At 47.1% G+C, this 14,614-nt stretch carries 14 protein-coding genes and 3 pseudogenes; 3 read left to right on the top strand and 14 right to left on the bottom strand.

From position 1 onward, the window contains the following. The 12 genes and pseudogenes from D3222_RS22110 to aepX all read right to left on the bottom strand — a co-directional run. Positions 1-305, bottom strand: a pseudogene (locus D3222_RS22110) (glycine dehydrogenase (aminomethyl-transferring)); the annotation flags it as partial. A 57-nt stretch (positions 306-362) separates the two neighbouring features. Then, on the bottom strand, positions 363-1,052 hold the full coding sequence (locus D3222_RS22105) for an aspartyl/asparaginyl beta-hydroxylase domain-containing protein (protein ID WP_118988035.1): 690 nt from the start codon (positions 1,050-1,052) through the stop codon (positions 363-365). After that, entirely contained in the window at positions 1,049-2,251 is a 1,203-nt protein-coding gene (locus D3222_RS22100; protein ID WP_118988034.1) for an ATP-grasp domain-containing protein, read from the bottom strand. Before D3222_RS22100 ends, D3222_RS22105 begins: the two co-directional genes overlap by 4 nt. Further along, a complete protein-coding gene (locus D3222_RS22095) occupies positions 2,251-3,075 on the bottom strand; it encodes a class I SAM-dependent methyltransferase (RefSeq protein ID WP_118988033.1) in 825 nt (274 codons plus the stop codon). The genes D3222_RS22100 and D3222_RS22095 overlap by 1 nt, the downstream gene beginning before the upstream one ends. Before the next feature lie 2 nt (positions 3,076-3,077). After that, positions 3,078-3,245, bottom strand: coding sequence for a Trm112 family protein (locus D3222_RS22090; RefSeq protein ID WP_118988032.1), 168 nt, complete (start codon positions 3,243-3,245; stop codon positions 3,078-3,080). Beyond that, entirely contained in the window at positions 3,238-4,260 is a 1,023-nt protein-coding gene (locus tag D3222_RS22085; RefSeq protein WP_157975403.1) for a GNAT family N-acetyltransferase, read from the bottom strand. The genes D3222_RS22090 and D3222_RS22085 overlap by 8 nt, the downstream gene beginning before the upstream one ends. Continuing rightward, complete coding sequence (locus D3222_RS22080) at positions 4,250-5,350, bottom strand: pyridoxal-phosphate-dependent aminotransferase family protein (RefSeq protein WP_118988030.1); 1,101 nt, start codon at positions 5,348-5,350, stop codon at positions 4,250-4,252. The genes D3222_RS22085 and D3222_RS22080 overlap by 11 nt, the downstream gene beginning before the upstream one ends. A gap of 20 nt (positions 5,351-5,370) precedes the next feature. Further along, positions 5,371-6,456 carry a 2-aminoethylphosphonate--pyruvate transaminase gene (locus D3222_RS22075; RefSeq protein ID WP_118988029.1) on the bottom strand — a complete coding sequence of 362 codons (1,086 nt, stop codon included), beginning with the start codon at positions 6,454-6,456 and terminating at the stop codon, positions 5,371-5,373. 23 nt (positions 6,457-6,479) lie between these two features. Beyond that, entirely contained in the window at positions 6,480-7,313 is an 834-nt protein-coding gene (locus D3222_RS22070; RefSeq protein WP_118988028.1) for a phytanoyl-CoA dioxygenase family protein, read from the bottom strand. Positions 7,314-7,330: 17 nt separating this feature from the next. Then, positions 7,331-8,551 carry a pyridoxal phosphate-dependent aminotransferase gene (locus D3222_RS22065; RefSeq protein ID WP_232832626.1) on the bottom strand — a complete coding sequence of 407 codons (1,221 nt, stop codon included), beginning with the start codon at positions 8,549-8,551 and terminating at the stop codon, positions 7,331-7,333. Further along, complete coding sequence (gene aepY, locus D3222_RS22060) at positions 8,548-9,660, bottom strand: phosphonopyruvate decarboxylase (RefSeq protein WP_118988027.1); 1,113 nt, start codon at positions 9,658-9,660, stop codon at positions 8,548-8,550. Before aepY ends, D3222_RS22065 begins: the two co-directional genes overlap by 4 nt. A 3-nt stretch (positions 9,661-9,663) precedes the next feature. Next, positions 9,664-10,557 (bottom strand): phosphoenolpyruvate mutase, encoded by an 894-nt coding sequence (gene aepX / locus D3222_RS22055; protein WP_118988026.1) that lies wholly within the window; start codon positions 10,555-10,557, stop codon positions 9,664-9,666. A gap of 300 nt (positions 10,558-10,857) precedes the next feature. On the opposite strand from aepX, the gene D3222_RS22050 reads away from it, so the two are divergent. From D3222_RS22050 to D3222_RS27020, 3 genes and pseudogenes are all read left to right on the top strand, one after another. Further along, positions 10,858-12,111, top strand: a complete 1,254-nt coding sequence (locus D3222_RS22050; RefSeq protein ID WP_118988025.1) for an MFS transporter — start codon at positions 10,858-10,860, stop codon at positions 12,109-12,111. A gap of 3 nt (positions 12,112-12,114) precedes the next feature. Beyond that, positions 12,115-12,864: an SDR family oxidoreductase gene (locus D3222_RS22045; protein ID WP_118988024.1), complete on the top strand. Its 750-nt coding sequence runs from the start codon at positions 12,115-12,117 to the stop codon at positions 12,862-12,864. Positions 12,865-13,204: 340 nt separating this feature from the next. Further along, a pseudogene (locus D3222_RS27020) lies at positions 13,205-13,288 on the top strand (IS481 family transposase); the annotation flags it as partial. A gap of 176 nt (positions 13,289-13,464) precedes the next feature. Here the strand turns inward: D3222_RS27020 and D3222_RS22035 are convergent. Further along, positions 13,465-14,271: pseudogene (locus tag D3222_RS22035) on the bottom strand (glycine dehydrogenase (aminomethyl-transferring)); the annotation flags it as partial. Between the two features lie 57 nt (positions 14,272-14,328). Beyond that, on the bottom strand, positions 14,329-14,614 hold a 286-nt coding region (locus tag D3222_RS22030; RefSeq protein WP_198672898.1), incomplete at its 5' end, for an aspartyl/asparaginyl beta-hydroxylase domain-containing protein.

Here is a 14,614-nt window from a genome sequence, read left to right as displayed (position 1 = left end):
GCAATATAGTTAGCATTCAAAATCGCCGTCTGACTTGCCTGTTTCAGTCCCTGCGAGCCCATCATACGGATATACATCCAGCTAATCGGCAGAATAGAAGCACTACCAAATGGTGCCGCTGAGACAGCTCTCTGTTCAGTAATGCCATCCATTTGAACTACCGAGTGCCCCGGCAAAAACGGCGCCAAATGGGCTTTTACGCCAATCGGCCCCATACCTGGACCGCCACCGCCATGTGGAATACAGAATGTTTTGTGAAGGTTGAGGTGCGAAACATCAGCGCCGATAAAACCTGGAGCAGTTAATAGCGACCATTATGAAGCTACTAGAATTAAAAAACTGAATTTACTGACGCAATAAAATTACGAATTATTTGCTCTATCTATCATCGTCGTTCCCCATTTCTTTTTCATTTTCAGACAGAGTAAATTAATCAGATGCAATGGTGCGATCATAGGCCGCATAAAATCAATCATCAATATAACCCGAATATCATCAGATTCATTATAAACTTCGTGTTCATAGCAATCATCCAGAACAATACTTTTACCTACTTGCCAAGTGTGATACTCATTCATCACCCGAATGTACGGCGGTTTCTTTTCCGGCACTTTGATACCGATGTGATAGCGTAATATGCCCGCATAGGGGCCTTCGTGCGCGGCCAACGTCACACATGGTTCCAGTACGGCAATGGTGGCGTTGATCACATTAGGCATCTGTCTAATCAATTGTATCAACGTCGGACAATCGATGTGGGCGCGTTCATTTTCTTCCCACATAAACCAAGCGTAATAGAGCTTCCAGTTTTCGGAAACTTCAGCCGCCCGCACCGGATCGATATCTTTATATCTAGTCAGTTCCCGCTTATTAATTAACGAGGTAATTTCCTGATGTATTACTGGAAAATTAGATTCTAATATCTGACTCTCCGGGAATACCTCATTCGCCACCAACAAAGGTGGCCGACGACCTCCCCCCACGGACAACAGAAATATTCTATTTAACAAGTTGCGTAAAAAAGCATTATTTTTACTTATTGAACCTTTCATTCCATTCCCCCTTGTTGATGGTGCTGAGCATCAATCCATTGCTCAATGATCGGTAATACAGCGCTTAGTGCCGCAGAATCTTGCTCACCAATTAAAATGAACCCCGGACGTTCGAAGGAGTTGCTGATTTTTCGCGTGGTAGGTTGATAAGGTATTGTACACTGCACTCGATCCAAACCCGTTCGGTTTGCCAATGCTAGCCTGACCGCTGATGGTAACAAGGGGTGAAAAAACGCAATATAGCTCATTGCACCATAACGCTGACGTGCTTTACGCACCTGCGGATCGGGTTGACCATCAAAGACATAACGCAATGTTTCCGCGACCAAATTCACACCAGAAACTTTATTCACCATATCCCAGATATAATCCCCTCCGGGACGGTTATTAATCTCGATGAGATGGATCTGTTCCCCATCCAGTTTTACTTCAATATGCATTGGCCCGTGCCAATGCCGAATCTGATCCAATAAGGCAACGATATAACTCTCAATGCGAGCCACATCTGCCACCGCTAATGCCGCAGGGTAAATATGGCTCTGTTCAACTAACCCTTCGGGTGACAGACACTTATCGGTCACACCAATCAACTGATGTTGACCACGGATACTCAGAGTTTCGACGCTGTATTCAATGCCTGCAACAAACTTTTCTACCAGTACACTGGCATAATTTTGCTGCGTTAATTCATCAAAGAAATCCAGCGCCCCAGCTAATGAAGTGCAAATTTTGACATTAATGCTACCAACACCGCTTGGATCTTTCAGTACCAGAGGGTAATCGTTTATAGAGGCAAACTGCGTAATAGAGTCGTGGTTGTTTACCATCACAAATGGCACATGCCAGTGCGTTGCTGCCAGCTTCTCCCGAAGCTTCCATTTATTACGGCACAGTTCGGTCACATCCACGTCAATCCCCGGCAACCCCAATGTCTTAGCCGCATTTGCTGCGGGTAACAAGCCATATTCGGTAAAACAGAACAATGCATCAATGGCGTAGTATTCAGTAAAATAACGGGCACCAGCTAATACTTGCTCATCAGTAAACGCTTCAATGGGATAAATGGCCGTTGCCGCCGTCTGTAACATAGGGCCGATCAACTCAGTCGGTTGAATGACATACAGCTCAATACCTTCTGGCGGCAATTCTTCAAAGATTTCATCTTGACTACCCACCATGATTATTTTGCGCGTTGCCATTATTTTTTCCTGATCACATAGTAGGTGAATTGACCAATCTCCTGACGTAACTGGTCGCGTTCGCTGATATAGTCCACCAGTTCACCTCGATCGCGCATCTTCTCTAGCTGTTGCAACATCGTCGACAGCTCGCCCGGCGTTAGTAACGAGAAGTGAGAATCACCATCGCGAAACGTTTTATCAAACAGCGCATTTTGATCGAAATAACCCTGTTGCTGGATAATAGTATCCAGAGCAACGACGCGGTTAGTGATGGTTAACCCAGCCTGATCCAGTAAAGCAATTAATTGTTCATCAGTAGTAAAGCGTTGTTTCATTCGCTCAACCGCTGGTTTAATCAGATCACCCCACCACACTCCATCATGTAACTGTTGGTGCGTAATGGTGTTGATCAACAGTAAGCCATCCGATTGCAAGCTACGTGCCGCCTGACGTAAAAACTCGGCCAGATTTTTGAATTGGCTGCCCGGTTCGTCTAAATGGTGCAGAGACTGGTTGCAAATAATCACGTCCAACGCACTGTCGCGAAATGGTAACTGTGTGATATCACAACGCAACAGACGCGCCTGCTGCTCGTAACGGGCAAATTTTTGCTGACACTTACTCAGCATTCCCATGCTGAAATCCGCACACCAGATATTCGGGTAGTACTTTTTTAATTCCAGTGCATAGTTGCCAGTACCACAGCCCGCATCCAAAATCTGCAACGTCTGCCAATCCTTATTCAAGGCAGCAATATACCCTAGGATAATCTCAATGCCTACAGCAGTACGGGTCTTGTCATAATTTTCACTGATCGCATCGTAATTTTCGTATTTGCTCATAGCTATTCTTCTTCCATCATGACACTAGGCATTAAAACGAGGATACCATTGACTATCGGATATTCATGTTGACCATCAGCACTGATCAGACATTGACGGTCGGCATCATAACGCAGCGCCGAGTGACTTACCGGGCACATTAACAATTCCAGCATTTCGGTATTAAACATGGGTTTCTCTTTTTTTCGTCATGGAATACAACGGCACGGCGCTAAACCCTAGCCGTTCTTTAATACGTTGAGTGGTGCGCCCCGCTTCGAGAATCTCTATCCCGTTATCTAGGGCGAAACGATACATATCGAGGTACAATAAGGTGTAAGGGCTGAAATCGGCAACCGCGTAATCCATTCCTACTGCCCAAAGGTGTAACTTATTACCATCAACGAAAACAATGCCGACTCCAGCTAGACGCCCCTGCTGGCGAACTTCAACGATGCGGGTAAACTCCTCGGTACGCTGCAACAGATGGCACACCGCCTCTGGCGGATAATAGTGCGGCGTACCGTTACGGGCGGTAGTCTGCTGACAAAGTGCCGTTACTTCATGCAAATCAGCCATACCAACCGGTAACCAGCTTATCTCACCACCAGCCTGATGAAATTTCCGGTACTGACGGTTCGCTTCACGCCGCCCCTCAGCGTTCAATCCGGAGATAATCTGCTCCACACTGTTAAACGCACGTAGATCACAGCTAAAACGGTTCCACATGAAGTTGGTTTGCCACCCAGAAGAATGCTGTTGAATATCATGGACACTATTAACGGTCAGATTCAGTAAGCCATACGATAGTACCCGTTCCTCCTGTGCCAACGCGTCCAGTGCCGTCAGCAATGCCGGGAAAACCACTTGAGGCTCGTCGCCGGTATAAAGCAAAGCACTATCACTGACGTGCATCACATGGGAAAAAAGTGCGCGCGTATCCGCATCAAACGGGTAGCCGAGTGAATCCATCAGTACACCAAACGGATCGACATCAGTTTGTAGATAGACCGGCAACCATCCCCGCAGTTCATCATCTTCCTGTGCCAACAGGTAATAAGTTTTCAGATGGGGCAATAAAGGCCGTTCCTCCAGAGCCAACAGAAAATAATAATCATAAAAGATGCTGCCATTGGCCTGCCGATGGAAACGCTGGTACGCAGTAGCATCAATTTGAGTCATGCTTTGCAGAAACTTAATCTCCATGCTCGCTCCCTTCATCCTGCACCACCTGCGCAATAGCGCTCAGCGCCTCGTCCACTTCAGCCAGAGTGAAATGTCCCATATGCCCAACGCGAATCAAGCACTCGGCAAGCGAGCCTAAACCGGTAGAAACCACGATATGGTGCTCATATTCCAAGCGGGTTTTTATCGCTGAAGCAGAAAACCGACCGGACAGATGTAATGCGGTGATGCTGTGGCTGGTATACTCTGGTGGCGCAAAACAACGCACACGATCATGGCCGGCAAAAAAGGCTCGGCAGCGGGCAGCAGCGGCTTGATGACGCTGGTAACGTGCCGTCAGCCCTTCAATAAAGATCAATCTCAGAGCGGCCTGTAACCCCTGAAATACATTAACTGCTGGGGTATAAGGTACGCTGTGCTGCTGGCCTGCATCTAACCAGGGACGCAGGTGCATATAATAGTTGTAGTTGGCTGGATGCCGTTCGATATGTCGCAGCGCCCGCTCACTGAGATATACCACCGCCATTCCTGCCGGTGCCATCAGGCTTTTTTGCGTGGCACCGATCATTACATCAGCACCCCACTGGGTCATATCGATGGGAGTTGCCCCTAGGCTACTGACCACATCCACTAGCACCAGCGCATCACTGTGAGCACGAATAGTAGCGATCACCTGCGAAACCGGATGATAAACCCCTGTCGAACTTTCCGAATGCGTCAGTAGCACCACGTCGTAGTTTGCCTGCGACAGTTGAGTTTCCAGCACAGCCACCTCAAGCACACTACCGGGCGTAAAACGTATAACCTCCAGATATGGCGTAAAATAGCCTGCAATCCGCACCAGCAAATCTCCATAGCTCCCAGCACTAAGCACCAAAACCCGGTTATTTGCGGTGACAATGCTGGCAATACTGGCTTCCAATCCCCCTGTCCCAGAGCAGGTCAACAACAGCGCTGGCGTAGGAGAGTTTACCAACGTCGCCAGTTGTGCAGTCACCTCAGAGAATGCCTCACGGAACGCTACACTGCGGTGGCTGAGAGGCTGCTGCGCCATCGCGGTTAATACCTCAGGCGGCAACGGTGTAGGACCAGTGTTACGATTATTGATCATGCCAGTTGCTCCATCTGCACCTAGATATCGCTGACAATTTCACCGATTGCGGCGATTAACCGATCTACATCATGGTCCGTCAATTCACCAATAAAACCAATACGAAAGCTATTTACTTCACTTACCTGTGAAGGGTAGATCACCAATTGATAAGAAAGTAAGCGTTCACTAAGCAAACGAGCACTTAGTACATTACTAGAAAATGGCAGTACAAAGGTTGTAATCACTGGCGCTCCATAGATTTCAGTTACCAGTGGCTGGATGCCCCACTGCGCTAACCCACCGATCACCCGACTGGCAATCTGTTGATAACGTCGCAAACGCGCAGCCTGTCCGCCCTGCTGCATGTATTCGCTGATGGCACAAGACAGCGCAGCGATCACTTGTACCGGCGGAGTAAAGCGCCACATACCGTCATGCTGAAAGCCATGATATTGCGCTTGTAAGTTCAGGCTCAGGGTTCGCCGCAGCCGCGGCTGTTCCAGCGCACTGGAACGAGCAATGACAAACCCAAGCCCCGGTGCACCATGCAGGATTTTGTTAGAGGAGGCAGCCACCGCCTGTAATGCTGGAGAAGTAAAAGAGATTGGTAGTAACCCGAAGGCACTCATGCTGTCAACAAATACGCTTTTCCCGCGCTGTTCAGCAAGCTCCAGCAGAGCCGCCAGCGGATTAAGAATACCAATGCCGGTTTCAAAATGTATCAATGCCAGCGAGGCAATATCAGGGTGACTCTCCAAATAATCGACCACATCCGTCACACTGATAGGTTTCAGCGGATCAGTATATAGTACGTGGTGCGGTAACTCGTAAATCTGGCAAATATCCACCATGCGCTCACCATAAGGTCCGTTAACCAGAATAAGACAAGACTCTCCCGTAGGCAGCAGTGACGTCAACATCGCTTCCACAGCAAAGGTACCGCTGCCTTGTAACGGCACAACACTGAAATCACCACCACAGTTAGCCACCTCAGCAATTTGTTGGCGTAAACGTTGGGTCAACGCTTTCATCTGAGGGGTACGCGTACCGATATCACACGTTAATGCGGCACGTACCCTATCCGATGTATTACTTGGACCGGGAGTAAACAGCGCTGTTTTCATAACAATCCTTAGACCAGAGCCTGCTAATGGGACAACGCAGCATGAATGGTTGGGGTAGAAATATGGAACTGCGGGTTGCTGTAGTCCTGCCACTTTTTCTGGTAATAACGTTGGTAATGAGAACCTTCACTCAACAGGTTAAAGGTCAGATATAGTACCCGCCGATACTGCGAGCTGATATTAATATGGGAAAAATGCGGGATGAACGAATTGAACACCAGCATGTCCCCGGCCCGTGCAGTGATGGTTTGCCACTGCAAAGCGGTTTGGACTTCATCAACGATATCGCCATTGCGTGCCCCACCTACGTAATATTTAAACAGCGGATAATCCCCATACGGCGTGGTGCAATACCGGGTAACGCCAACATGCAGGTGCCGATAATTGGTTGCCATGTGCAGGCAACCATTATCCACGGATAAATCATCCAACGTAATGCCAGCGGTAATAAAGATTGTTGGGCCAAAATTCAGATAGGCCGGGGCATCCTGATGGGGCGGAAAAGCGCCACCTTGCGGCGCTTTAACATTGCATTTGTCTTTGAACAACGTCAGTTCAGCCCCCACCAATTCTTCAAGCCGCTGTTGCACTGGCAGCGTTACCTGGTGATGAAACGCTTCAGAACTGCCGTTGAGGTACTCCATACGACAAATGCATTCTGGCGAATTCTTTTCTGGCACTACGAGCAGCACCGTTTGCCTGCGATAAAAATCGTCTAAGCTGCACTGTTCGGCCTGCACCTGTTGCACAATCGCACAGGCTTCAGCATTCAAATCCTGATAAACAGAGTCAAGCCGTATACGCTGTTCAGCAGTAAAGAAACCAGGTATCAACTGGAAATCAGGAAATTCGACCATCGTTGTTATCTCCCAAATTAGTGAGTCAATTGATGCAGAGCCCGATCAAACACCTCATCGGTGGTGCAAAGCACTATGCGAATATGGTTGGCCGAGTTCTCTCCATACACATATCCCGGCACCACAGCGACGCCTTTCTCATGCAACAAGTATTCCGCTACACATTCGCCGATGGTGTAGCTGCATTTTTGCCACCGTACGGGCAGGCGGGCATACAAGGCTGAAACATCTGGGAAGAGGAACATCGCGCCACGCGGTTGTCGCGTCCATTGATATCCCCGCGCGCTATTCAGCATATTGATGGCACGCTCCATGCGGGTTTTCAGTTTCACTACGACCTCATTTAACCAAACATTCATGCGCGGCTCACGTAGGATCAAAGTGGCGATCTGCTCATACTGTTTATTGACACCGAGATAGAAATAATCGTGCAGTTTCGCCGCCATGTTGATTACCTGCTCATTAGCGACCATCCAGCCGATACGTAGTCCAGGTAGGCCAAACTTCTTAGAAAAGCTGTTGATCATAATGGTATTTTCGCGCAGTTCCGGATGCCTCAGCGCCGGTTGATGGCGCTCGGCATAGGCCATAACGTCATAAACCTCATCGTGAATCAGCCAAATACCATGCTGCTGAGTGAACTCAGCGACGGCATCCCAATCCTGAGCATTGAGCATGTAGCCACTCGGGTTTTCCGGCGAATTGACGATCATCACTCCAGCCTGCTGCAAGGCAGTATTCTGCTGTACTGATTCCAGCGCCGAGTGGTACTCCGCCTCACCCAATGGGCGATTCAACGTTACTGGTTTACGATTCAGCGCCGTCACCACCCGTTCGTACAGCATGTAAGACGGATGACAGACAATTACCCCCTGATGTTCCTGCGTAGTACATTGGATCGCTAGGTTGATCGCTTCCACGCCACCGTGGGTAACCATGATTTCGCGCTCAGGATCGATCGTTAAACCATAGTGCTGCTGGTACCAATTAGCGATAGCCTGCCGCAACATTGGCGATCCCTTAGGCTGCTCATACCCCTTGACAGAGTACATAAATACTTCCCAGTTCAATCCTTGCTGTTCGATCAACGGTTGTAGAAACTCCGGAGGACCGAATTCTGGCTCACCAAAACTCAGGTTCATTACATCAGACATTTGGGCTGCTTTATTGGCAATGGCTTTTGAAGTGTAAATCTCCATAGCCTCGAGAGTTTTATTCAGCGTGAAGTTAGCAGTCATGAAGAAAAAGATTCCTTGATTTGACGTTGAAGACGACGTGCGATCTGCTCAGGTGTTACCGTAGGTCGCCCCAGATTTCCCAGCGACCTGGTAGCAATATTGATAGCTAACAGAACCGGCCCTCTAGCGTTGCGTTTTGCATCACAGTAAGCCTGCGCCAGTGCTGACAGTGATAGACAATACTGTGCATGTGCATAGCCCATGCCCTGTGCCACTCGGGAAAAATCAACCTCATCGGCCAGCGTTTTTTGCCCACCGGTAGAGTCATAGGTGCCGTTATTCAGGATCAGGTGAATCAAATTTGGGCTATGTAAATGACCTATCGTTGCCATATTACCGGGATGCATCAGCACTGCGCCGTCACCATCGATGATAGTCACGGTGCTATGTGGGGCATGTAACGCCACCCCCTGAGCGAGCGCACTGGCATAGCCCATAGAGCCCACGCAGTAGAAGTTGTTTGGCCGATCGTTCAACGTAAACAGCTCACGACTGGTTTTGCCTGTGGTGGCAATCAAAAAGTCCCGATCGCCGGCCAAAGCCAACAGCTGTTTCAGAACTGCTGAACGGCTGGGCAAATTAGATGAGACTATCGCCTCTGATGCCTTCTCTGAGAACACACCCTTTCCCACGATCAACGCCACGGTTCTTTGCTCATCGCGTACCTGACGCATGGCATAGGACACCACTTCTTCCATCGCAGCCGCTTCCGTTGGAAGGACAGTAGCCGGAATACCTAACAGCATCAACAGATCGGACGTGATTTCGCCCATTAACTGATGCTGAGGTTCATCTTTAATACCGGGTTTACCCCTGTGAGTAACGATCAGTAAAACCGGGATCGCAAACGGTGCGTTGAGCGACGTTAACGGGTTGATCATGTTGCCCAAGCCAGAGTTCTGACACATCACCACGGCCTGTTGTCCCGCTAGCCAAGCGCCGGCAGCCAAAGCCACCGCTTCCCCTTCACTAGTAGCTGGAACGTAATTAAGTTCAGGATCGGCAATGGCCTGGTTGATCACCTGGGTTAAAAACGAACAAGGCACACCACTAAAAAAATTAAAACCAGCTTGTTTCAAGAGATACGTAAAATAATGTGCAGGTTCCATCAATCACCCACGTCCCATTTTATAGCGGTTATCGGCTAGGCTCGCATTGACCTCATTGGTCAGCGCAAAGACGTCTTCCAGACTGGCAATATCAGGTTCAATGTGGCTTATCGACTGGTTTTCGAAGATGTGCCTAGTGGTTTCCCGCATCGCCACAATTGATGAACGAAGGCTATGGTTAGCCCAGATAATCGTTGAGATATTGGCCTGACGGAAAACCTCTGTTGGAGTAGAATAATACTTGGTTGGTACAATGACTAGCGGACTACGATTAGCCCATTCAGCAGCAAATTCCAGCACTTCATCGGCATCATTACATTTGGAATGGATCAGGATCGCATCAGCACCAGCCTGGTGATAACGCTCGGCGCGTTTTAGTGCCTCGGCCATACCCAACCCAGAAATCAACGCCTCGGTACGGGCCACGGTTACAAAATCATCGTCAGATTGTGTGTCTTTGGCGGCTTTGATCTTCGAGCAAAAATCGCCAATGTCGGCCAACTGCTGGCATTCACCGAGGAACGAGTTCATTTTTGGGAAAATCTTATCTTCAATACAAACGCCAGAAACGTGCTTCTGGCAAAGCTTTTTCACCAGCCTGATAACGTTGTGGTAATTACCGAATCCAGTATCACCATCAAGCAACACCGGGATATCAACGTGATCGGTAATGAACTCCACCACATCAAGAACCTGAGTCCAGGAGGCTTCATTGCGATCGGAGAGACCCAGTGCAGCCGAGATGGTCAGACCGGAAGCCCATAATCCGGAGAATCCGGCCTGCTCAGCGATTTTGGCGCTGAGAGCATTATGACTTTCCATCAAAAAATCCAGTTCGGGGCTGGCGATCATTGCTCGCAGCCGCTGGTTCTTGCTGATTGGTTTTGCAGTAAACATTGGCCTGCTCAACTCATTAAAAAGGTTGTTTATTTTTAAATTAATTGTTATTGATATATTTATTTTTTGTTTTTGTCAATAGAGAATATTGTTATCATTTTAAAGTGTACCTTCATTTGAGTGCTTTATTTAACACCATCATTTAAATAAAGTTTTTTGTTTATTCGGAATCTAGATGCATGCTCTTGAAAAACAAACAGTGATAAGGCTAAAGTGTGCCTTCTATCAAATGAACAATAGAATTTAACAACTTTTTTAAAACATTACACCGCCAATGACGGATTATCTGATGAGGTAGCCATGAAAGATCGCACTACGTTATGCAGTGATGGCCTGACAGTTCGACAAACCCTCGCCACCTTTCCCAGAAATGTATTAATCTTGCTACTTTTTACGTTACTCACCCGTATCAGTTACTTTATGGCTTGGCCATTTTTGTCCATTATCCTTACGCGCACTTATCAACTAACGCCACTGATGATCGGCAGCCTGCTGTCTACCTGTGCTCTGATTTCGGTAGTGTTGGGGATTTATGGCGGCTCTCTATCCGACCACTGGGGGAGGAAACAGCTACTAGTACTAGGCTGCCTGTTGGCTATCATCGGTTATGCTGGAATTGCCCTGGCTAATAGCGTGTTAATTTTCGCTATCGGCCTCTTGTTAACTGGCGTATCATTTTCTTGGATCGATGCCCCCAGCCGCGCCCTAATGAGCGATCTACTACAAGATCAACGTCGGCGAGAATTGGCGCTACAAATACGCTATTTTGCAGTGAATATCGCGGCGGTCAGCGGGCCACTTATCGGCATCACTTTTGGGCTAAACTCGCAAAAAAGCACGTTTTTACTCACATCCCTCTCTTATGTTCCATTTTTACTTTTTGCCTTCTTCAACATTCCGGCAGGAAAGCTGCTGTTTAGTGATAATGCGGCAAACAAACATACAGAGGAAACAAACATTTGGCAGGTCACAGCTATTATCGTACGGGACAATATCTATCTTGTAGCACTGATTAGTAGCATTCTCTGTTATCTCGTTTATGCTCAAATTGAATCCATCGTGCCGCAATATTTATTGATGCTGGACGCTACACGCGCAGTCGATTTGGTGACAGTGATCCTCGTCACCAATGCAATAACTGTGTTAGTCGCTCAGGTTTATCTGGTGCCTTTGTTAACCAATACGCCACTCGGGCAACGCATCACAATTGGCGCGCTGATCTTTGCAGTTTCCCAGCTGTTGTTCTGGGTTAACGATACCGCCAGCACATTCTGGTGGAGCTTGGTTGCAGTAGTTTTCAGTATTGCAGAAGCCATCTTGTTACCTAATCTGAGCATCTTGCTCGACCGCCTGGCTCCAGAACGTTATCGTGGAGCCTATTTAGGTGCATCAACACTTGTGGTTCTGGGATTATCTTTGGGACCTTTTATCGGTGGCGCGTTGCTAGAATGGTGGGGTAAAGGGGTATTTACCATAATGGCGTTGCTTTGCCTTAGTATTGCTATTTTGATGTTGATAAATAAATCAAAAATGAATTTGCGACTGGATAAATAAAACATGAAAAATAAAATCACCCTGATCACCGGTGGCGATCGCGGCATTGGTCGGGCTACCGCGTTATGTCTGGCAAGCAAAGGACATAAGGTTTGTATTGGCTATCATACGCGTAAAGCCTGTGCGCAAGAAGTTGTCGATATGATTCTTCATGCTGGCGGAGAAGCCATTGCAGTACAGGCAGATATTGCCCAAGAAGGGCAGGTGATGGAATTGTTCCAGCAAATAGATAAAGAACTCGGTCCAATTTCCGGATTAGTGAACAACGCCGGAATACTTATGCCCCAGGCATCCATTGAACAGTTAGATGCACAGCGGTTAGCCACTATATTTGCCACTAATGTCAGCGGCAGTTTTATCTGCGCACGTGAAGCAGTTAAACGTATGTCACTTCGCCATGGTGGTCAGGGAGGAGCCATTGTTAACGTATCCTCAGCAGCTTCTCGACTAGGCTCACCACATGAATATGTGGATTATGCCGCCTCAAAAGGTGCTATTGACACCTTAACCATTGGTCTATCTTTAGAGGTGGCCGCCCAAGGAATTCGCGTTAACGCTGTTCGTCCTGGATTCATTTATACCGAGATGCATGCTGATGGTGGTGAAGCAACACGGATCGATCGAGTAAAAGATAATTTACCTATGAAACGTGGCGGTCAACCTGAGGAGGTAGCCCAAGCGATAGTGTGGTTATTGTCTGACGAGGCTTCATATGTCACTGGTAGTTTCATCGATCTAGCAGGAGGAAAATAGACATAAAAGATAGTGGTCACTTTAAATAGCCAACATAATTAAATTAATTGTGACTTTTAGACCTCGACTGACAATTTCATGTATATTTAACATGTGTTAGTTGAGGTTAATATAAACAAGAAAGAAGAACAGAAGGTCAGAAAAAAGCTTAAAATATTAGCTTATGTTCAAGGGGACAATAAGGTCAGTAAGACTTGCCGTTATTGGGGAATCTCTCAAATACTTTTTACCGCTGGAAAAGAGATTATGTTGCTAAGGGAAAAAAGCTAATTAATCCTCGAAAACCCAACTGTGCGTGTTGCTCCCATCATTGAAGAAAAAATTTCATACCTTCGTAATAGTTGAACGCTCTCACCTCATAGATAAGCAAGAGTTTTACCCATTACCAGACTATAAAGCAGACGTAAATTTAGAAGCCAAATTGTAGGAAAGTTTAATTCATGCGGATTCTGATTCTAAAAGTTCGTGAATATCAGGAAAAATACAATTTTCTGGTTTCTATGGCGGTAGTACCGAGATAGTCGTACCGGGAGGTGGTTTAAGGCTGACAAAAAATAGCAACACCAGTAATTATACTGGTGTTGCCACATTATTTAGTAATTATTGATAATCACTGACAGGTGCACAGGAACAATGCAGATGACGATCACCGTAAACATCATCGAGGCGTTTAACCGCGGGCCAATATTTATTGGCTTTGGTTTCTAAGGTTGGAAAAACTGCGGTTTCACGGCTGTAACTATGGCTCCAGTCAGAAGCCAGTTCAGCTTGTACGTGAGGCGCATTGACCAATGGATTATCTTCCAATGACCATTCACCTTGCGCCACTTTGCCAATTTCAGCACGGATTGCCAACATAGCGTCCACAAAGCGGTCAATTTCTACTTTGCTTTCTGATTCTGTAGGTTCCACCATTAGCGTGCCAGCAACCGGGAACGACATGGTTGGCGCATGGAAGCCATAGTCAATCAAGCGCTTGGCAATATCCATCTCGCTGATACCAAACGCTTCTTTCAACGGTCGAATATCCAAAATACACTCATGCGCCACATAACCGTTATGGCCCGTATACAACACGTCATAATCATTCTTTAGGCGGGCAGCAATATAGTTAGCATTCAAAATCGCCGTCTGACTTGCCTGTTTCAGTCCCTGCGAGCCCATCATACGGATATACATCCAGCTAATCGGCAGAATAGAAGCACTACCAAATGGTGCCGCTGAGACAGCTCTCTGTTCAGTAATGCCATCCATTTGAACTACCGAGTGCCCCGGCAAAAACGGCGCCAAATGGGCTTTTACGCCAATCGGCCCCATACCTGGACCGCCACCGCCATGTGGAATACAGAATGTTTTGTGAAGGTTGAGGTGCGAAACATCAGCGCCGATAAAACCTGGAGCAGTTAATAGCGACCATTATGAAGCTACTAGAATTAAAAAACTGAATTTACTGACGCAATAAAATTACGAATTATTTGCTCTATCTATCATCGTCGTTCCCCATTTCTTTTTCATTTTCAGACAGAGTAAATTAATCAGATGCAATGGTGCGATCATAGGCATAGGCCGCATAAAATCAATCATCAATATAACCCGAATATCATCAGAGTCATTATAAACTTCGAGGTCATAGAAAGCAACCAGAACATTACTTTTACCTACTTGCCAAGTTTGATACTCATTCATCACCCTAATGTACGTCGTTTTCTTTTCCGGCACTTTTATACCGATGTCACAGCGTAATATGCCC

The organism is Photorhabdus sp. CRCIA-P01 (assembly GCF_003545805.1).
Taxonomy (GTDB): Bacteria; Pseudomonadota; Gammaproteobacteria; order Enterobacterales; family Enterobacteriaceae; genus Photorhabdus; species Photorhabdus antumapuensis.
Note: the sequence above shows the minus strand (reverse complement) of the source record. Positions and strands in the feature narration are given on the sequence as shown.

Excerpts from the sequence above, each read along its gene's own strand:
- D3222_RS22105 (WP_118988035.1), bottom strand. The coding sequence starts at position 1,052 with ATGAAAGGTTCAATAAGTAAAAATAATGCTTTTTTACGCAACTTGTTA.
- D3222_RS22100 (WP_118988034.1), bottom strand. The coding sequence starts at position 2,251 with ATGGCAACGCGCAAAATAATCATGGTGGGTAGTCAAGATGAAATCTTT.
- D3222_RS22095 (WP_118988033.1), bottom strand. The coding sequence starts at position 3,075 with ATGAGCAAATACGAAAATTACGATGCGATCAGTGAAAATTATGACAAG.
- D3222_RS22090 (WP_118988032.1), bottom strand. The coding sequence starts at position 3,245 with ATGTTTAATACCGAAATGCTGGAATTGTTAATGTGCCCGGTAAGTCAC.
- D3222_RS22085 (WP_157975403.1), bottom strand. The coding sequence starts at position 4,260 with ATGGAGATTAAGTTTCTGCAAAGCATGACTCAAATTGATGCTACTGCG.
- D3222_RS22080 (WP_118988030.1), bottom strand. The coding sequence starts at position 5,350 with ATGATCAATAATCGTAACACTGGTCCTACACCGTTGCCGCCTGAGGTA.
- D3222_RS22075 (WP_118988029.1), bottom strand. The coding sequence starts at position 6,456 with ATGAAAACAGCGCTGTTTACTCCCGGTCCAAGTAATACATCGGATAGG.
- D3222_RS22070 (WP_118988028.1), bottom strand. The coding sequence starts at position 7,313 with ATGGTCGAATTTCCTGATTTCCAGTTGATACCTGGTTTCTTTACTGCT.
- D3222_RS22065 (WP_232832626.1), bottom strand. The coding sequence starts at position 8,551 with ATGACTGCTAACTTCACGCTGAATAAAACTCTCGAGGCTATGGAGATT.
- aepY (WP_118988027.1), bottom strand. The coding sequence starts at position 9,660 with ATGGAACCTGCACATTATTTTACGTATCTCTTGAAACAAGCTGGTTTT.
- aepX (WP_118988026.1), bottom strand. The coding sequence starts at position 10,557 with ATGTTTACTGCAAAACCAATCAGCAAGAACCAGCGGCTGCGAGCAATG.
- D3222_RS22050 (WP_118988025.1), top strand. The coding sequence starts at position 10,858 with ATGAAAGATCGCACTACGTTATGCAGTGATGGCCTGACAGTTCGACAA.
- D3222_RS22045 (WP_118988024.1), top strand. The coding sequence starts at position 12,115 with ATGAAAAATAAAATCACCCTGATCACCGGTGGCGATCGCGGCATTGGT.